The 17,734-nt window shown below is 72.7% G+C and carries 14 protein-coding genes; 9 read left to right on the top strand and 5 right to left on the bottom strand.

Features of this window, described 5'->3' with window-relative positions; all coding sequences use genetic code 11:
• Positions 1–178 precede the first annotated feature (178 nt).
• A complete protein-coding gene (locus ACZ5GP_RS06615; protein WP_468749740.1) occupies positions 179–1,246 on the bottom strand; it encodes a cytochrome P450 in 1,068 nt (355 codons plus the stop codon).
• Between the two features lie 261 nt (positions 1,247–1,507).
• On the opposite strand from ACZ5GP_RS06615, the gene ACZ5GP_RS06610 reads away from it, so the two are divergent.
• Entirely contained in the window at positions 1,508–2,311 is an 804-nt protein-coding gene (locus tag ACZ5GP_RS06610; protein WP_468749739.1) for an alpha/beta fold hydrolase, read from the top strand.
• A 166-nt stretch (positions 2,312–2,477) separates the two neighbouring features.
• On the opposite strand, the gene ACZ5GP_RS06605 is transcribed toward ACZ5GP_RS06610, so the two are convergent.
• Complete coding sequence (locus ACZ5GP_RS06605) at positions 2,478–3,497, bottom strand: streptomycin biosynthesis protein (RefSeq protein ID WP_468749738.1); 1,020 nt, start codon at positions 3,495–3,497, stop codon at positions 2,478–2,480.
• Between the two features lie 1,255 nt (positions 3,498–4,752).
• Between ACZ5GP_RS06605 and ACZ5GP_RS06600 the strand changes: the two genes are divergently transcribed.
• From ACZ5GP_RS06600 to ACZ5GP_RS06580, 5 genes are all read left to right on the top strand, one after another.
• Complete coding sequence (locus ACZ5GP_RS06600; protein ID WP_468749737.1) at positions 4,753–5,913, top strand: TetR/AcrR family transcriptional regulator; 1,161 nt, start codon at positions 4,753–4,755, stop codon at positions 5,911–5,913.
• Entirely contained in the window at positions 5,910–6,542 is a 633-nt protein-coding gene (locus ACZ5GP_RS06595; RefSeq protein ID WP_468749736.1) for a transcriptional regulator, read from the top strand. Before ACZ5GP_RS06600 ends, ACZ5GP_RS06595 begins: the two co-directional genes overlap by 4 nt.
• 92 nt (positions 6,543–6,634) lie before the next feature.
• Positions 6,635–8,305 carry a pyruvate, phosphate dikinase gene (locus ACZ5GP_RS06590; protein WP_468749735.1) on the top strand — a complete coding sequence of 557 codons (1,671 nt, stop codon included), beginning with the start codon at positions 6,635–6,637 and terminating at the stop codon, positions 8,303–8,305.
• 308 nt (positions 8,306–8,613) lie between these two features.
• Positions 8,614–10,317 (top strand): amidohydrolase, encoded by a 1,704-nt coding sequence (locus ACZ5GP_RS06585; RefSeq protein WP_468749734.1) that lies wholly within the window; start codon positions 8,614–8,616, stop codon positions 10,315–10,317.
• Positions 10,318–10,348: 31 nt separating this feature from the next.
• Entirely contained in the window at positions 10,349–11,101 is a 753-nt protein-coding gene (locus ACZ5GP_RS06580) for a helix-turn-helix transcriptional regulator (protein WP_468749733.1), read from the top strand.
• 3 nt (positions 11,102–11,104) lie between these two features.
• Here the strand turns inward: ACZ5GP_RS06580 and ACZ5GP_RS06575 are convergent, their stop codons facing one another.
• Positions 11,105–12,478 (bottom strand): cryptochrome/photolyase family protein, encoded by a 1,374-nt coding sequence (locus ACZ5GP_RS06575; RefSeq protein WP_468749732.1) that lies wholly within the window; start codon positions 12,476–12,478, stop codon positions 11,105–11,107.
• A gap of 4 nt (positions 12,479–12,482) precedes the next feature.
• Positions 12,483–14,054 (bottom strand): SDR family oxidoreductase, encoded by a 1,572-nt coding sequence (locus ACZ5GP_RS06570; RefSeq protein ID WP_468750142.1) that lies wholly within the window; start codon positions 14,052–14,054, stop codon positions 12,483–12,485.
• A gap of 184 nt (positions 14,055–14,238) precedes the next feature.
• Here ACZ5GP_RS06570 and ACZ5GP_RS06565 point away from each other — a divergent pair, with 184 nt between their 5' ends.
• The 3 genes from ACZ5GP_RS06565 to ACZ5GP_RS06555 are packed head-to-tail and all read left to right on the top strand — an operon-like array spanning position 14,239 to position 16,629.
• The gene (locus ACZ5GP_RS06565) at positions 14,239–15,303 is read left to right on the top strand and encodes a lipoate--protein ligase family protein (protein ID WP_468749731.1); all 1,065 of its coding nucleotides are present in this window, start codon (positions 14,239–14,241) and stop codon (positions 15,301–15,303) included.
• A 52-nt stretch (positions 15,304–15,355) separates the two neighbouring features.
• Positions 15,356–16,012: a TetR/AcrR family transcriptional regulator gene (locus tag ACZ5GP_RS06560; RefSeq protein ID WP_468749730.1), complete on the top strand. Its 657-nt coding sequence runs from the start codon at positions 15,356–15,358 to the stop codon at positions 16,010–16,012.
• The gene (locus ACZ5GP_RS06555; protein ID WP_468749729.1) at positions 16,009–16,629 is read left to right on the top strand and encodes a DUF2867 domain-containing protein; all 621 of its coding nucleotides are present in this window, start codon (positions 16,009–16,011) and stop codon (positions 16,627–16,629) included. The genes ACZ5GP_RS06560 and ACZ5GP_RS06555 overlap by 4 nt, the downstream gene beginning before the upstream one ends.
• Here the strand turns inward: ACZ5GP_RS06555 and ACZ5GP_RS06550 are convergent.
• Complete coding sequence (locus ACZ5GP_RS06550) at positions 16,622–17,620, bottom strand: TIGR03842 family LLM class F420-dependent oxidoreductase (protein ID WP_468749728.1); 999 nt, start codon at positions 17,618–17,620, stop codon at positions 16,622–16,624. The genes ACZ5GP_RS06555 and ACZ5GP_RS06550 overlap by 8 nt on opposite strands.
• Between the last annotated feature and the right edge of the window lie 114 nt (positions 17,621–17,734).

The following is a 17,734-nucleotide window of genomic DNA, read 5'->3' as shown; positions in this document are numbered from 1 at the left end:
CTGTCGTTCCCTGCCCCTTCTGATCCCACTGGTTCCGCTGATCCGCCGGTCCCGCTGGTTCCGCTGTTCGCACTGGTTCCGTTGATCGCACTGGTTCCGCTGGTCCTGTCGGGCCAGCTGGCCCCACGTCCCGTCCCGAAGGTGCGGGTGCCGCGCCCCTATCGGTGCGGGCGAGGCCTCACCACGCCACGCGCAACGAGCCGAGTCCCCGGGTGATCAGTCCGTCCTTCCACACGACGGCGGGCGCCGCGGGCTCGTCCTCGGCCAACCGCAACTCGGGGAAGCACGCGAACAGTTCGAGGAGCGCCGTGCGCACCTGGAGCCGCGCCAGCGGCGCGCCGAGGCAGCGGTGAATACCGTGCCCGAAGGTGAGATGGGCCGAGGACCTGCCGTCCCGCAGAAGGTCCGGTTCGGCGAATACCTTGTCGTCACGATTTCCGTGCAGCAAGGAGACCACCACCGCTTCCCCCGCACACACGCGGACATCTCCCAGTTGGACGTCCTCAAGAGCCACCCGCGGAAAGCTGATGGCCGTGGACGGGGTGACGCGGAGCAATTCCTCGACCAGTACGTCCGCCTGCGTCTCGTCCTTGACGAATTCACGGGGAATGCGCTCCTGGAGTACGGCGAGGACGGCGAGGCCGATCTGCCCGACGGTCGTCTCATATCCCGCCGTGAGCAGGGCGAGCCCGAGGCTGACGAGTTCGGCCTTGGTCAAGGAGTCGCCGTCGTGCGCCCGGATGAGGTCGGTGAGCAGGTCGTCGTCATCCCACCCCCGCTTGCGGTCGATGAGGGTGGACATGTAGTCGACCAGCAGAAGCCGCTGCCGGCTCTTCTCCAGGTCGCTGCTGGCGGTGATGTCGAAGAGCACCTCCACCCAGGAGTCGAAGATGCCCCGGTCCTGCGCGGGCACCCCGAGCAGGTTGCCCAGAACGGCCACGGGCAGTGGTTCGGCGAAGGAGGAGACTAGGTCGGCCGGGCTGCCGCGGCGGTTCATGGCCGCCAGCAGATCCGTCGCCGTCCCCCGCACCAGCGGGGCCATGCCGGTCATCTTGCCGGTGGTGAAGGCGGCCGCGACGATTTTGCGCAGCCGGGCGTGGTCGGTGCCGTCCAGGCTCATCATCGAGGTGGGCGAGGGCATCGCCGAGTTGAGCCGAGGGGCTCCCGGAGCCGCCGCGGCGGCCCTGCTGAAGCGCCGGTCGGACAGTACCCGGCGGCCCAGGGCGTAGTCGCTCACCAACCACATCTCGTCACCGGGAGGTGTGCGTATGCGCTTTACCGGAACGGTGTGCGCACCGGCCATGAATTCCGGTAAGGGACCCAGGTGATGGGGACGCAGTACGGCGGACAATCTGACACCTCGCCTTTTCTCCGGGACCGGCTCGACCCGCCAATTCACCTGTTTCGTGCAATATTTGGTGGCCCCGGTTCGAGCGTCAGCGTAGCCGCGCACAGAGGATGTGACCACGAACGCTCGGAAAGACACATCGAGTACGAGAGGTGACCCATGGATATCGCGACCAAGCAGGGCACATTCAGCACCGGCCTTCCCCATCTCGCCTTCGGTTCCGGGAAGCCGCTGGTCCACCTGTCCGGATTCACGATGACGCACACGGTGCCGCCGCCCGGTGCGCAGCGGCGCAGAGCGGCGCTGCTGGTGGCGCCGTTCGTCGCCGCCGGGTACGAGGTCTTCTGGACCAACCGCCGCCCGGGCACGCCGGTCGGCACGACGATCGGCGAGCTGGCCACGGAGCACGCCGAGGCCCTGCGCGCGCACTTCCCGGGTCCCGTGCCCGTGCTCGGCCACGGGACCGGGGGTGCGATCGCCCTGCAACTGGCGCTCGACCACCCCGACGTGGTCGACCGGCTGGTCCTCGCCTGCGCCGCGTACACCCTGGGCCCGGTCGGCAGGCGCTTCCACCGGGACCTGCTGGCGGCGGCCGAGCGCGGCCGCTCCGGCATGCACCGGGCGGCCCCCGCCCTCACCGCGAACCCCGTGCTGCAACGGCTGCTGATGCTTCCGCTGTGGCTGGCGGGACGGCTGGATCCGCCGCCGCGCGACATCTCCGACCTGAAGGCGACGCTGCTTGCCGAGGACGGCTTCGACGTCCGGGACCGGCTGGGCGAGGTGCGGGCGCCCACCCTCGTGGTGTGCGGCGGCCGCGACCGGATGTGGCCCCAGGAGATGTTCGACGAGACCGCGGCCGGGATACCGGGCGCCCGGCTGGTGCGGTACCCCCGCCGCGGCCACAACCTCCTGGGCACCCCGGAGTTCGCCCGTGACGTCCGCGCGTTCCTCGACGCGCCGTGAGCGCGGCGAGCGCCGACGGGCCGTAGCCGCCAGCCGTACGCACAAGTCGCACGTGCGGGCCCTGCGCACGGGCGACGCACGCAGGGACCGGTCGCACCTCGCGGCCGGTCCCTGCGTCATTCGGTGCTCCCCGCCGGGTGCGCGGGCGCGAGCCGGGGGCGGTGGCTCAGCCCGCCTCGGTCGGTCTCTCGGCCGTCCGTTCCGACAGCCTGTCCGCGAGACACTGCCAGGCGTTGGCGCACTCCCGGGCGAGGCGGGCCACCACTTCCTGGCGGTGCGGCGGCACCGCGTCCACGATGCGGGCCCAGCCGTCGGCGTCGACGGAGCTGACCCGCAGCGCGCGCAGCAGGACCTTGCCGGCCATGGTGAGCCGCAGCGAGGGGTCCTTGCTGAGGCTCACCAGCAGGACGTCGCTGGCCTGGCCGTCCGGCCGGAAGGAGCGCCGGGCCACCGCCCCGGAAGGGTTCTCCCGGGTGCCGGCCTGCCGCTGTTGCGGCGTGACCAGTGGTTCGCCCCGGTTGAGCCGGGCCCGCACGTCGCTGGCGGTGGCCGCCGAGATCCCCGCGAGCCTGGCTATCTCGCGCAGCGAGGCCTCCGGGTTGGCCCGCATCAACTCCCCCGCGCGCAGCCGTCCCTCGGCTCCGTTGCGCGGGCGCACCCGTCCGTCCCGGCCGATGCTGGCGTTCGGTTGCTCATTTTGCGCAGTCGTACGCTGCCGTACGGCGCCCACCGTGTTGGCGGCCAGGCCCACGACCTCGGCGATCCTGCGGTCGGACCACTGGGGGTGGGAGGCGACGATACGGGCCGCGGCGGCCTTGCGGTCGGACAGTGAAAGCGGCAGTCCGTGCTCGCTGTTGAGCTGGACCGCCAGGACGAAGGCGTCCGCCTCCGGGCCGTCGAAGAAGCGGACCATGATGCGGTCGTCGCCGCGCAGCAGGGCGGCGCGCAGGCGGTGCGCGCCGTCGATGACGTGCATCGTGGGGCGGTGCACCACGATGGGCGGGAGCGGTGTGTCCAGGGCCGCGAGCAGGTGGACGTGCTCCTCGTCCTCCCCGCCGATGCGCGGACCACCCGTCGTGCGCAGGGTCTCGACGGGGACGTACTCGGTGGCCGGCGACTGCGCGCCCCCGGTGCCCGGGGCCGCGCCCTCCCCGCCCTCACGTCCCGGAACATCGACACCGGGCACCGCCGCCGTCCGAACGGCATGGGCTTTTAACCTACCGATCATTGATCAATCACCTCGGGGTGCGTGGTTGAGAGGGCCGGAGGGCGATCGTGCGTCGGTGGAAATGGGCAGCCGGACGCGGCCGCTCCCGCTGTGACGTGTGGTTCCGCAGTGACTCAGCGACGCGTCAGGCCGAGCAGGCGGAGGAGATAAGTCGATAGAACGGCTACGGTTCGGCGGCCGGCCCGGGCGCCGCGCGGGCGCACCGCCTCACTTTTCCCCACACCGTTCCCGCGTCACGTCACCGCGATAATTCCGGCCGGGCGGAGACGGAAACGGAAATAGCCGTTACGGTGAAACAAAACCGCAGTCCGCGCAGCCGTCGCATACGAACCTCGCCCCCGTAGCAGAATATCCCCGTCCCGACGGATTCATTGCTCGCCCCTCGGTTACGGAACACCGTGACACTGCGCAAATTTGATCGCTTTCGGCCGATGTCTGTCAAGACGAAGCGCCTATGAGAGCATTCGGCACAGCCCTCACGGACTGCTGGTTTGAACCGCTTCCAACGCCTCTGACCCCGGTCACGCACGGGTGACACGGCGGCGACCCGGGTGCGTACCGAGCCTGTGGCCCGCGTGGTCCAGGCTGGCGAAACATGCGGTCATCACGTACGGAGGGCAGCGTTCCGATCCCGGCGGCGCACTTCGGCGAGCAGGTCCGGCCACCTGAACGGGGTGCCGCCGTGGGCCCGCCGGAGCCGGCGCAGCAAACGCCGGCGCGTCAGCCGGAATGCCACCCCGCACACCATCAACACAATTCCCGGCACCACCGCCATAAAGGAAAGCCCGAAAACGTAGCGGGGACGCGGTCTGTAGGCACCGAGGACGGCGCAGCGCGCGATGGCGTCCATCTCATCGCGACTGAGTAACTCATAAGCTGATCGTTCGGCCATCGATCGAGCATCCCAACGCCGGGGAAGTCGGGCAAGAATTCTTCGGGGGAAATTCGGCGGGGGCACGTCGGGCGAACGCCGGAAACCACTTTCCCGAGAATTAAACCTCTGCTTCCGGTCGAGGGCGGCGCCCCCGAGGGTCGCTGCCGCTGTCGCCCTGTCGACTTCTCCCTGCGGGACGGATGCGGCCGCCCAGCAAATCTCGGATGGTGCCACCATCGGGATGTTCCGTGTATCTTCCTTCGTGAGCGCCGACACTTGCGCTCCGGGGCCACAACGGCTAGGCGCCGAACGGCCACGCACCGACGGAAGGAGTCGCGGATGGGCCGGCTGACCCGGGCCCAGCAGCAGGAGCGCACCCGCGCCGCCGTGCTGACTGCGGCGCAGGCCGAGTTCACCGCATGCGGATACGCCGCGGCGAAGGTGGACCGGATCGCCGAGCGGGCCGAACTGACGCGGGGCGCGGTGTACTCGAACTTCCCGAGCAAACGCGCCCTCTATCTGGCGGTGCTGATCGACATGGTCGAGCGCGGCGCGGCCACGGAGCACGACGACGCCGTCGAGCTTCCCGGTCCGGCGTCCTCCGCCGGAGCCTCCACCGCCCAGGTGCTCGGCGCCTTCGCCCGGAGCTGGCTCGAACGGCTGCCGCTGGCCGAGCACACGCCCGCCGTCGGCCGCGTACGGCTGCGGGCCCTGGCCGAGGTGCTGGACGACGAACCCATTCGCGCCGCGTTCGGCCAAGTGACGCGCCTGGAGGCGCTGTTGCTGGCGCTCGCGCTGGAGTCCCTGGACTCGCACGCGTGCGCCGACGCGCCGCCCGCCCGACAGGTACGACGGGCCCAACTGGTCTTGCGGCTGCTGGACGGCCCGGGCGCCTCGGCGGATCCGGCACTGGGCTTCGGCGACCCCTTCGACATCGCCCAGGCATGCGCGCACCTGGCGGGGCTCCCCCTCGCCGACACCTGGAATCCGCCGCACCTGCCCTACGTCCCGCCCGCGCGAGCCTGTCGTGACCCGTGGCACCCGCCGCGGGAGCTGCGGGACCTGCTCGACGGGCGGCCGGTCGGCTTCGCCGGGGACGGTGTCATCACGGTCCTCGGCACCCGCCGCCTGGAAGCCGCGGAAGAGGCCGTCCGCGCCGCGCGGGCCGGTGATCTGATCACCGTGGCCGTCACCACGGCCGACCCCGCCGAGATCGGACGCCTCGTCCGGCTGAGAATCGGCGACTTCGCACGTAGCCTGTGGCGCGTGTTCGAACCCGAGGACCGGCCGCGCCTGCGTCTCGTCCTCGACGACCGCGGCCTGGTGGCGTCGGCCGTCGGTGTTCCCGACGCCGACGACGCCACCGAGTACGCGGTCCGCGTCCGGCACGACACGATCGTCACCCGAGCCCAAGGACCGGGTGCCGCGCACGCCGCGGCCACCTTCGACCGCATCACCGCAGACGTCTCCCACACCGAACCCGATGGGGCCGCGCCATGACCCAGCCCGTTTCCTCCAACGCCACCAGCACCGATCTGCTGGTCCTCCACGCCCTTCGCTGCATCGGCTTCTCGGGCCTGTCCGCAGTCGCCGGGGCGACGGGACTGTCCGAATCCGACGTCGAGTCGGAACTGATCGACCTCGCCGTCGCCGGACTCGTCACGCGCACCGCGGGCGACTTCGGCGGCTGGGGCCTCACGGACGCCGGCCGCGCCGCCGACGCCGAGCGGATCGCCGACGAGGTGGCGGCGGCCGGGGTGCGGCCCGCGCTCTCCGCGGCCTTCGACCGGTTCCTCGTCCTCAACCCGGAACTGCTCGACCTGTGCACGGCCTGGCAGACCCGCACCGTCAACGGCTCCATGACGATGAACGACCACAAGGACTCCGCGTACGACGCGCGGGTCCTCGACCGGTTCACGGAGTTCCACCAGCGTGCCGAACCGCTGTGCGCGGAGCTGTCCGCGGCGCTGCTCCGGTTCCAGCGCTACCCCGTCCGGCTCGGCGACGCGCTCGCCCGGGCCAGGTCCGGAGCGCTGGAGTACGTGACGGACAGCACCGCCTCGTACCACACGGTGTGGTTCCAGCTCCACGAGGATCTGCTGGCCACCCTCGGCATCCCGCGCCACTGAGCCCCCCGGCTCCCCTGCCCCCGGCTCCCCGGCCCGTGGCAGCCCGCTCCCCGCAGCCGAATCAGCAGAGGCGACGCAGAGGTGACGAAGCGATGACCTGGATCCACCCGCTCTCGGCAGAGGTCGAGGAGAGCGCGGACGTCCTCGGCGGCAAGGCGCACGGGCTCGTCGTGCTCCGGCGTCTGGGGCTGCCCGTGCCACCGGGGTTCGTGATCGGTACCCAGGCCTGCCGCGCCTACCTCCGCACCGGCCGGGCACCCGAAGGTCTGGACGCCGAACTGGCCGGCGCGGTCCGCGACTTGGAGGCCGCCACACACCGCACGCTGGGAGGCTCCGAACGCCCACTGGCCGTGTCGGTACGCTCCGGCGGCCCGGTGTCGATGCCGGGCATGATGAGTACCGTGCTCAACCTCGGACTCACCCCCGAGGCGACCGTCGCGCTGGCCGCGGAGAGGGGCGACCCGCACTTCGCGCTGGACTCACGGCTGCGGTTCCTGACCAGCTTCGCCTCCGAGGTCGTGGGCGTGGGCCAGGAGGCCCTGGCGGCCGTCGAACGGGCGATCGCCGGCCAGGAAGGCGAGGTGAGCGCCTTGGAAACGGCGATCCGCGAGGTCGAGCGGCTGATCCACGAACAGAGCGGTGAGCCCGTACCCGAGGACGCCGCACGACAGTTGAACCTGGCCGTCGAGGCGGTGTTCTCCTCGTGGGACACCCCGCGCGCCAAGACCTACCGCGCCCTGCACGACATCCCCGGCGACCTCGGCACGGCGGTCACCGTCCAGGCGATGGTGTTCGGCAACCGCGACGAGCGCAGCGGTACGGGCGTCGCCTTCAGCCGCGACCCCAACACCGGGGAACGGCTCCCGTTCGGCGAGGTCCTCTTCGGCCGACAGGGCGATGACGTCGTCTCCGGCACCTCGCTCACCGGCCCCCTGCACGAACTGGCCGAGCGGGAACCCGACGTGTGGGTGGGGTTGTTGGCGGCCCTGGACCGGCTGGAGGAGCACTACCGCGACGCCTGCTACGTCGAATTCACCTTCGAGGCCGGTGAGTTGTGGATTCTCCAGGTGCGCCCCGGGCGATTCGTCGGGCGTGCCGCGGTCCGGGTCGCGGTGGAGCTGGCCGAGGCGGGGACGATCGACCGCGCCGAGGCCCTGCTGCGCGTGGCGCCCCAGCACCTCGCCCAGGTGCGGACCCCGCGGATCACGGCGGTGGAGCCGGGCGACGTCCTCACCCGGGGGCTCGGCGCCTCACCGGGAGTCGCCGTCGGCCGGGTGGCCACCACGGCCGACAGCGCGGCACGGCTCGCGGCCGGCGGACCGGTCGTCCTGCTGCGCCCCGAGACCTCCCCGCTCGACATGCACGGCCTGGCCGCCGCGACCGGGGTCGTCACCGCGCGCGGCGGACCGACCAGTCACGCGGCCGTGGTGGCACGGGCGATGGGCAAGCCCGCCGTCGTCGGGGCCTCGGGTCTGACCGTCGACGCCGCCGAGGGCTGTGTCCGGGCGGGCGGCCGTACCCTGCCCGAGGGCACCCTGATCGCCCTCGACGGGACGAGCGGCGAGGTGGTCGTGGGCGAGCCCCGCGTCACCGCGGCCGCGACCGATCCCCATCTGCACCGGCTGCTCGACTGGGCGGACGCCGTCGCGGACGTCCCCACGGACGCCGTCGCGGACGGCCCCACCGCCGGCCGTGCCGAGGAGGACCGCCTGTCCGCGGCGCAAGAGGCCCTCCGCGCGACGGGCCACGGCACGCGCCCCTGAGCTGGGGAGCGGCCCCGCGATCAACCGCCCCGGCCGAACGCCCACGCGCGGCACCTCGTCTGCCAGGTTTCCGTCGTTCGCCGTCTGCGGACACGCGGTGGCCGGTCGCGCGGTTCCCCGCGCCCCTCGGGGGCGTACGGCCGCCGCCCCTCAGAAGGCCGGCGGGGGCACCTCCGGCAGCGGAACCGCCGCACACCCCCGCGTATCGGTGAAACGACCGATGTGCCGGTCACCGGAGCCCCGCCATAGTCCTCGGGAGATCGTTTGCGGACCGGCGTCGTGCCGGCCGCCCGGGAAAGGACGCTTCTGTGGACACGTACGCGGATCTGGTGTTCGTCGGCGGCCAAGTGGTCACCGTCGACGCGGAGTTCTCCGTCGCCTCGGCCCTGGCGGTGACCGGTGGGGTCATCAGCGCCGTCGGCGGGCGGGACGATGTCGCGCCGTTCGTCGGGCCCGGCACCCGCGTCGTCGAGCTGTGGGGGGCGACGCTGCTGCCCGGGATCAACGACTCCCATCTGCACGGATGCGCCTTCGGCATGGCGTCACCGCCGCTCTCCCTGGACCTCGGGCACCCCGCCGTGGCCTGTCTCGCGGACGTGGCCGACGCGGTGCGGGAGGCCGTCGGGCGCGTGCCGCGCGGGCAGTGGGTGACCGGGCACGGCTGGGACACCGGCTACCTCGCGGAGTGCGTCCGCGACCCCGCGCGGACGCCCACGCGGCGCGACCTCGACGCCGTGAGCCCGGAGCACCCCGTCGTCCTCTACTCCTTCTCCGGGCACGCCACCTGGGTCAACTCCAAGGCCCTGGAACTCATCGGGATCGACCGGCACTCCGTCGCGCCGCCCGGCGGGGCCATCGTCGTGGACGGCGCCGGGGAGCCGACCGGGCTGCTCCACGAGGGGGCCCAGGCCCTCGTGCAGAACGCGCTGCCCCCGCTGAGCCGGCAGGAGCGCACCGACGCCATCAGGTCGACCCTGCGCACGCTCGCCGGGCTCGGCGTCACCAGCTACACCGAGCCCGGGCTCGGGCCCGGCGGCGACGGCATCATGCGCGGCGCGCTCGGCACCGGAACCCTGGACGTCTACCGCCGGCTGCTGGCCGACGGCGAGCTGACCGCCCGCCTCGGGGTCCTGCTCCTGCCCACCGGCATGGCCGGCACCGCCGAGGAGTTCGCCCGTGCTCTCGGCACCCTCGGCGAGTACGGCGACACCGATCCGCGCCGCCTCGCGGTCCACGGCGTCAAGATATTCGCCGACGGCATCGTCCCCAACAAGACGGCCTGGATGCACGAGCCGTACGTCGGCGGCGGCTGCGGCGCCCTGTGCGTGGGCGGCGCGAGCGACACCGAGCGGACCGCCGAGATCGACGCCATGATCCGGTACGCCCATGTCGCGGGCCATCAGCTGGGCGTCCACGTCACCGGCGACCGGGCCTGCGACACCGTCGCGGACGCCTTCGCCGCGGCTCTGGCCGAGCACCCGCGGCCCGACGCCCGCCACTACCTCATCCACGGCGACTTCCTCACCCCGCACAGCATGAAGGTGCTGGCCGCGCATGACTTGGGCGTCAACATGAACCCCACCATCAAGTGGACCGTCGCCGACATGGAGGAGGAGTTCGTCGGCGCCGAGCGGGCCGCGTACGCCTGGCCCTACCGCGACGCCCTCGACGCCGGCGTGCGGGTCGCCAGCGGATCCGACGCCCCGGTCACCGACCCGGACTGGCGCCAGGGCATCGCCACCATGGTGCTGCGCGAGTCGAAGGCCGCCGGCCGGGTCAGCGGCCCCGAGCAGCGCATCGGCCTGGCCGAGGCGATCCGTACGTACACGATCGACGCGGCGTGGCAGGACTTCGCCGACGACTGGAAGGGCTCCCTGGAGCCGGGCAAGGTCGCCGACCTGTGCGTGCTCGACGGGGACCTGCTGGGCGCCGATCCCCACGACATCCCCCGGATGCCCGTCGTCCTGACGGTCATGGACGGGCGGGTCGTGCACGACACCCTGGGCGATTGACGTCCTCCGGGCACAAGATCATCCTTGGGGAATGGCAGCGAATCGGAGCACGGCGGACATCCTCGACGCGGCCGTCCACGTCCGCGCGGCCGCCCGGAGCGCCACGAACGGCGCGACCGGCGTCGACCCGGTCCTGACGGCGCTGTCGCAGGTGGTGGCGTACGACCACGCCTCCCTGGCCCGCTGGGACGCACGGCGCCGGCGCCACATCACCTTGGCCGGGAGCTACCCGGCCGAGGCCACGGCGTACATCGAGACCCGTCTCCACCACGACCCCGTGTTCGCCGTGCTCCGCGGGCCGGCCCGGGGCGGCCTCTGGCTCAGGGACGTCCCCCGGCACCTCCTCGCGGCGTCCCCCGGGTTCCAGGAGGTGCTCTCCCCCCTCGGCATCGCGGACGGGGTGGCCCAGTGCCTGTTCGCCGCCGACGGACGGTACGTCGGCATGCTGAACGTCAGCACCCGCCGGCCACGGCGCACCCCCGACCCGGCGCGTGCCGTGGTCACGCTCCTCACGGAGGCCCTCGCAGCGACCCTCGACACGGGTGCCCTTTCCACCGGAGCCCCGTCTCCGCACCTGCGGCCCGGCGGGCTCTCGCCGCGCGAGCTGGAGGTGCTGGCCGAGCTGACCGCCGGCCGCACCAACCGCGAGATCGCCGAGCGGCTCCACGTCACGCCCCGCACCGTGGGCACCCACATCGAGCACATCCTGGCCAAGCTCGACCTGCCCAACCGCGCGGCCGCCGCCGCCAGAGCGGCGGCCTGGGGCATCGCACCCGCCCCCTGACGGTCAGTCCAGGCCCCGGGCCCGCCGGAACCGGGCGAGCCCGTCGGCCAGGTCGACGAGCGGCTCCGGATAGTCGTGGCGCGCCCTCTCGGCGGCCGGCAGCTTCCACGGTTCGTGGACGGCGGCGCCGCGCACTCCGCCGAGTTCGGGCACCCAGCGCCGGACGTACGCGCCGTCCGGGTCGTACCGCTTGCCCTGGAGCACGGGGTTGAGGACCCGGTTGGGGCGGCTGTCGGTGCCGGTCCCCGCCATCCACTGCCAGTTCAGCTGGTTGTTGGCGAGGTCGCCGTCGACCAGCAGCCGCTGGAAGTGCCGGGCGCCCACCCGCCAGTCGACGTAGAGCGTCTTGGTGAGGAAGCTCGCGGTGAGCAGCCGGCCGCGGTTGTGCATCCAGCCCTCGTGCAGGAGCTGGCGCATGGCGGCGTCGATGACCGGATATCCCGTACGCCCCTCCTGCCACGCGCGGATGTCCCGCGCCGCCGACTCCGGTGAGCGCCAACGGTCGCCGCGCGTACGGTAGTCGGCCGTCGCCGCCCGGGGTCTGGCCGCGAGCACCTGGTGGTGGAAGTCGCGCCAGCACAGCTGGCGGACGAAGTCCTCGGCGCCCGGCGTCGCCCGGGAACGGGCCCCGTGGACGAGTTCGGTGCAGGAGAGCGTGCCGAAGTGCAGATGCGGCGACAGCTTGGAGGTGGCGTCGCCCGCCAGATCGTCGTGGCGTCGCCCGTACGCGTCGATGCCGCCGCGCAGCCAGGCCTTCCACCGTGCCCTGCCCGCGCTCTCGCCGCCGCGCGCGAGCCCCGGCGAGAGGCCCGCGACGGCGTCGCGCTCGGGAAGGGGGTCCGAGCGGACGTGGTCGGGGACGCGCACGCCGCGCGGGGCGCCGAGCACCGCGCGCGGCCCCTGGGCGGACCAGCGGCGGAAGTACGGGGTGAAGACGGCGAAGTGGTCGGAGTTCGCCGGGGTCACCCCGCCCGGCGGGAGCACGGTGATCACGCCGTCGTGGACGTGCAGCCGGCGGCCGTCCGCCTCCAGTGCCTCGCGCAGGCGCCGCTCACGACGGTGCGCGTACCGGCTGACGCCCGCCGCCAGGTGGAGGTCGTCGGCGGCCGCCTCCGCCATGACGGCCCGCACCTGCTCGACGAGGTCGCCGCCGCGCACCACCAGGCGCCCGCCGCGCTCCCGCAGCCGTCGGTCGAGGTCTGCCAGGCAGTCCGCGAGGAACGCCTGCCGGTTCGGCCCCGCGAAGCCGGTGCCCTCGATGGCCTGGTCGCGGACGAAGAGCGGGACCACGGCGTCGGCGCTCGCGAGGGCGGCGCGCAGCGGCGGATGGTCGTGGACGCGCAGGTCGGAGGTGAACAGGACGACGGAGGTGTTCATGGCGCTACTCCTGTGGGTCCGGCGCCGGTACGGCGGCCGGGGGCGGCGTCGAAGGTGACGCCTGTCTTTCGTCCCGCCGCGCCTCTTTGGAGGCGGCCTTGGCGATATTGCGGGCCATGCCGCCGAACACGACCGCGTGGAAAGGCGAGACGCTCCACCAGTAGGCGTGACCGAGGAGGCCGTGCGGGTGGAAGAGGGCACGCTGGCGGTAGCGGGTGCGGCCGTCGTGGTCGCGGTCGGCGCGCATCTCCAGCCAGGCCAGGCCGGGCAGCCGCATCTCCGCCCGCAGCCGCAGCAGCCTGCCCGGTTCGATCTCCTCGACCCGCCAGAAGTCGAGGGAGTCGCCGACCCGCAGCCGTGCCGCGTCCCGGCGGCCGCGGCGCAGTCCGGCGCCGCCGACCGCGCGGTCCAGCCAGCCCCGTACCGCCCAGGCCAGCGGGAAGGAGTACCAGCCGTTGTCGCCGCCGATGCCCTCGATGACCCGCCACAGGGCGTCCGGCGGGGCGTCGACGGTGATGTGGCGGTGGTCGGTGTAGAGGCTGCCGCCCGCCCAGTCGGGGTCGGTGGGCAGCGGGTCGCTCGGCGCGCCGGGCAGCGCCGCCGATGACCAGCGGGTGGTGACCTGGGCCTCTTTCACGCGCCGCAGGGCGAGGCTGAGCGCCTCGTCGAAGGGGACGGGGGTGCCGGGCGGGTCGGGCACGTACCGCGCGATGTCGTGTTCGTCGCAGACCACTTCGTGCCGCAGTGATTCGGCGAGGGGCCGGGCCAGCGCGCGGGGCACGGGTGTCACGAGGCCGATCCAGAGGCTGGAGAGGCCGGGGGTGAGCATCGGCACGCGCAGGATGAGGCGGTGCGGCAGCCCGGCGACCGTCGCGTACCGGCGCATCATCTGCTCGTACGTGATGACGTCGGGGCCGCCGATGTCGAAGGCGCGGTTCACGTCGGACGGCATGCGCGCGCTGCCGACGAGGTAGCGCAGGACGTCGCGCACGGCGATGGGCTGGACGCGGGTGCCGACCCAGCTCGGCGTGACCATCACCGGGAGCCGTTCGGTGAGGTGGCGCAGCATCTCGAAGGAGGCGGAGCCGGAGCCGATGATGACGGCCGCGCGCAGGACGGTCGCGGGGACCTTCCCGCGCAGGAAGATCTCGCCGACCTCCGCGCGTGAGCGCAGGTGCGGCGAGAGCGTCTCGGGCGGTACGTCCGCCGGGGTGAGGCCGCCGAGGTAGACGACCCTGCGTACGCCGGCGGCGTGGGCCTGTTCCGCGAAGGTCCGCGCCGCCTTCCTGTCGGTCTCCTCGAAGCGGTTCCCGGTGCCGAGGGCGTGCACCAGGTAGTACGCCACGTCGATGCCGCGCAGCGCCTCGGCCAGCGAGGAGGCGTCGGTGACGTCGCCCCGTACGACCTCCGCCCGCGGTGCCCAGGGGTGGTCGCGGAGTTTCTGCGGCGTACGGGCCAGGCAGCGCACGTGGTATCCGGCGTCGAGCAGCTCGGGCACCAGGCGGCCGCCGATGTACCCCGTCGCCCCGGTCACCAGGACATGCCGGCCCGTTTCGGCGCCCTCGCGCGCGTGCACGCTCACGGTCTCCTCCACCTGCTCGCCCTCACCCTCGTCCTGACGTCGGTCCGGCACCACGTGGTGCGTCGTCCTGTGCCCCATCTTCCGTCGGGGAGGACATTCCGGCATTCGGCTAGCGTTGGGGACGATTCGGAACAGCGAGCCGAGGGGCGAGGCGCCCCGCGGGCTTGGAGGAAGCACGGTGCACGGTGAGTACAAGGTCCCCGGCGGCAAACTGGTCGTGGTGGATCTGGACGTCGAGGACGGCGAGCTGCGGCGCACCCGCGTGGCCGGCGACTTCTTCCTGGAGCCGGACGAGGCGCTGGAGGCGATCGACGGCGCCCTGGACGGAGCCCCCGCCGACACGGACGCCGCGGGCCTGGCCGCCCGTATCGACGCGGCGCTCCCCGAAGGCACCGTGATGTACGGCCTGACGTCGGAGGGCATCGGGGTGGCCGTGCGCCGGGCGCTGGCCCACGCCACGGACTGGACCGACTACGACTGGCAGCTCGTCCACGAGGGGCCGCAGCCGCCCGCCCTGCACATGGCCCTGGACGAGGTGCTGACCCAGGAGGTCGCGGCGGGGCGCCGCCCGCCGACGCTGCGGGTCTGGGAGTGGGGCGCCCCCTCGGTGATCATCGGCAGTTTCCAGTCGCTGGCCAACGAGGTCGATCCGGAGGGCGCCGCCCGGCACGGGATCGATGTCGTGCGCCGCATCTCCGGGGGCGGCGCGATGTTCGTGGAGCCGGGCAACACCATCACGTACTCCCTGTCCGTCCCGGACGCCCTCGTGCAGGGGCTCTCCTTCCAGGACAGTTACGCCTATCTGGACGACTGGGTGCTCGGCGCCCTCGCCGACATGGGCATCAAGGCCTGGTACCAGCCGCTCAACGACATCGCGACGGACGCCGGGAAGATCGCGGGCGCCGCGCAGAAGCGCATGGTGGCGCCCGGCGGCGGCCCGGGCGCGGTCCTGCACCACGTGACGATGTCCTACGACATCGACGCGGACAAGATGCTCGACGTGCTCCGCATCGGCAAGGAGAAGCTGTCCGACAAGGGCACCAAGAGCGCCAAGAAGCGGGTGGACCCGCTGCGCCGGCAGACCGGTCTGCCGCGCGAGGCCGTCATCGACCGCATGATCGACTCCTTCCGTTCCCGGTACGGCCTCGCCCGGGGGAAGGTCACCGACGCGGAGCTGGCCCGCGCGCAGGATCTCGTACGGACCAAGTTCGGTACCGCCGAATGGACGGCCCGGGTGCCCTGAGCCGAACGGGGGCCTGCCCGCGGGGTGTTGACGCGCGCAGTAACATACATACATGCATGTAGGTGAAGGGAGAGTCACCCAGGCGGAGCGGCGCGCCCGCACCCGAGGCGCGCTCCTGGTCTCGGCCGCCCGAGGCCTGTCGCGCTACGGCTACGGCAACCTCGCGCTCGAACAGGTCGCCCGTGACGCGGGCTACACGCGCGGCGCCCTGTACCACCAGTTCAAGGACAAGCAGGACCTGACCCTGGCCGTGATCCGGTGGATCGGGGAGACCTGGCTCCAGGAGGTCGCGCCGCGCGTCGAGCGCGAAGCGCACCCGGTGGCGGCCCTGCTCACCCTGGCGCGCGGCCACGCCGTCTACTGCCGCCACACCGGCGCCCGGGTGGCGAGCGCGCTCCGGCTGGAGTTCAGCGGCCAGGACCATCCCGTCGGCCAGGAGATCGAGCAGGCGTACGAAAAGCTCGTCACGCGCTGCGCACGCCTCATCGAGGCCGCGCGGCGCACCGGCGCCCTGCCCGACGGCCCGCCGGCCAGGACCCTCGCCCTCGCCTTCGTCGGCGCGCTCGACGGCACGGTGATCGCCCTGGCCGGCCAGGAACCGTACGACGAGCTGCTCGCCGTCCGCGCCGTCGCGGGCGTCCTCGGGCTCGACCCCTTGTCGCACCGCCCCGCCGGGCGGCCGACCGACCAGACGGAGGCACCGGCATGAAGCTCCCGAAGAGCGCGCACACGTCCCGGCCGTGGCGGATCCACGAGATGACCCCCGACTTCCGCCTCTACGACGTGTGGGCACTGCCGACGCCCGGCGGCCCCGGCGACTTTCCGCTGCTGATCCAGGACACCGCCGACGGCGACACGTCGAACAGCCCGTCCCCGGTGGCCCGCGCTCTCTTCAAGATCCGCTGGAAGCTCGGCGAGCTGTTCGGCTGGGACGACCCGGCCACCGGCGTCGGCACGCGCGTGCCGACGCTGCGCGACCGGCTCCCGCAGGACCTGCGCGAGGGCCCGACCGGCCCCGAGTTCACGACGCTGCCCTTCAGGCCGGTCTTCCTGACGGACGACGAATGGGCGTCCGAGATGGGCAACCGCACCGTGCACGCGGTGCTGCACCTGACGTGGGTGCCGGACGGATCCGGTGGCCACCGGGGCCAGATGGCCGTCCTGGTGAAGCCCAACGGGCTCTTCGGGAGGGCCTACATGGCGGCCATCGCCCCGTTCCGGCACTGGCTGGTCTACCCGCCGCTGATGCGGAAGATCGACGAGCAGTGGCGGACGCACGGCGGACGTCCGGACGCGCCCCGCTCACCCGAGGCGCCAATCAGGTGAACTCGGGGATGAGCGAGGTGCCGTAGGCGTCGATGACGTCCTCCCGGGCGTCGTGCATCGCGTACACCGCGAACTGGTCGACGCCCAACTCCCTCAGCTCCCGCAGCCGTTCGCGGTGCGCCTCGACCGGACCGAGGAGGCAGAACCGGTCGACGATCTCGTCGGGCACGAACGCGGTGTCGGGGTTCCCGGCCCGCCCGTGGTGGCTGTAGTCGTAGCCCTGCCGCGCCTTGATGTACGCGGTGAGGGCCTCCGGCACGACCGAGGAGTGCTCGCCGTACCTGGCGACGAGGTCGGCCACGTGGTTGCCGACCATGCCGCCGAACCAGCGGCACTGCTCGCGGGCGTGCGCGAGGTCGTCGCCCACGTACGCCGGGGCGGCGACGCAGATCTTCACGTCGGCCGCCTCGCGCCCCGCCTGGGCCGCCGCGTCGCGCACCGCCTTGATCATGTACTCGGTCAGATACGGATCGGCGAGCTGGAGGATGAACCCGTCCGCCTTACGGCCGGCGAGCGCGAGCGCCTTCGGGCCGTACGCCGCCATCCACACCGGCAGCCGCCCGTCCCGCACCCAGGGCAGCCGCAGCGGCTGTCCTTCGACGTCCGCCTCGCGGCCCTCGGCGAGGTCGCGGATGACGTCGATCGCCTCGCCGAGCCGGGCCAGCGTGTGGGGCCGGCGGCCCGCGACGCGCATCGCGGAGTCGCCGCGCCCGATGCCGCAGACGGTGCGGTTGCCGTACATGTCGTTGAGCGTGGCGAAGGTGGAGGCGGTCACCTCCCAGGTCCTGGTGCCCGGGTTGGTGACCATGGGGCCCACCGTGAGCCGCGTGGTGTGTTCGAGGATGCGGCTGTAGATGACGAAGGGCTCCTGCCACAGCACCGCGGAGTCGAAGGTCCAGCCGTAGCGGAAGCCGTTGCGCTCCGCCCGCCGCATGAGCCCGACGACGGAGGAGGCGGGCGGGTCGGTCTGCAGCACAAGTCCGAAATCCACGGCGGGACCTCCTGGTCGGGGCGCTGGCCCACGTACCGAACCGATCTCCCGGGGTGCTCCGGGAAGGGACAATCGTGGACTTCCCCCCGGTCCTTGGCAAGAGGACCTCGCCGG

The organism is Streptomyces sp. NPDC031466, assembly GCF_055581265.1.
Note: the sequence above shows the minus strand (reverse complement) of the source record. Positions and strands in the feature narration are given on the sequence as shown.

What these genes read in the sequence shown, in the direction of transcription:
- ACZ5GP_RS06615 (WP_468749740.1), bottom strand. Translation starts at nt 1,246, where the DNA reads ATGTGGTTGGTGAGCGACTACGCCCTGGGCCGCCGGGTACTGTCCGAC.
- ACZ5GP_RS06610 (WP_468749739.1), top strand. Translation starts at nt 1,508, where the DNA reads ATGGATATCGCGACCAAGCAGGGCACATTCAGCACCGGCCTTCCCCAT.
- ACZ5GP_RS06600 (WP_468749737.1), top strand. Translation starts at nt 4,753, where the DNA reads ATGGGCCGGCTGACCCGGGCCCAGCAGCAGGAGCGCACCCGCGCCGCC.
- ACZ5GP_RS06595 (WP_468749736.1), top strand. Translation starts at nt 5,910, where the DNA reads ATGACCCAGCCCGTTTCCTCCAACGCCACCAGCACCGATCTGCTGGTC.
- ACZ5GP_RS06590 (WP_468749735.1), top strand. Translation starts at nt 6,635, where the DNA reads ATGACCTGGATCCACCCGCTCTCGGCAGAGGTCGAGGAGAGCGCGGAC.
- ACZ5GP_RS06580 (WP_468749733.1), top strand. Translation starts at nt 10,349, where the DNA reads ATGGCAGCGAATCGGAGCACGGCGGACATCCTCGACGCGGCCGTCCAC.
- ACZ5GP_RS06575 (WP_468749732.1), bottom strand. Translation starts at nt 12,478, where the DNA reads ATGAACACCTCCGTCGTCCTGTTCACCTCCGACCTGCGCGTCCACGAC.
- ACZ5GP_RS06560 (WP_468749730.1), top strand. Translation starts at nt 15,356, where the DNA reads ATGCATGTAGGTGAAGGGAGAGTCACCCAGGCGGAGCGGCGCGCCCGC.
- ACZ5GP_RS06555 (WP_468749729.1), top strand. Translation starts at nt 16,009, where the DNA reads ATGAAGCTCCCGAAGAGCGCGCACACGTCCCGGCCGTGGCGGATCCAC.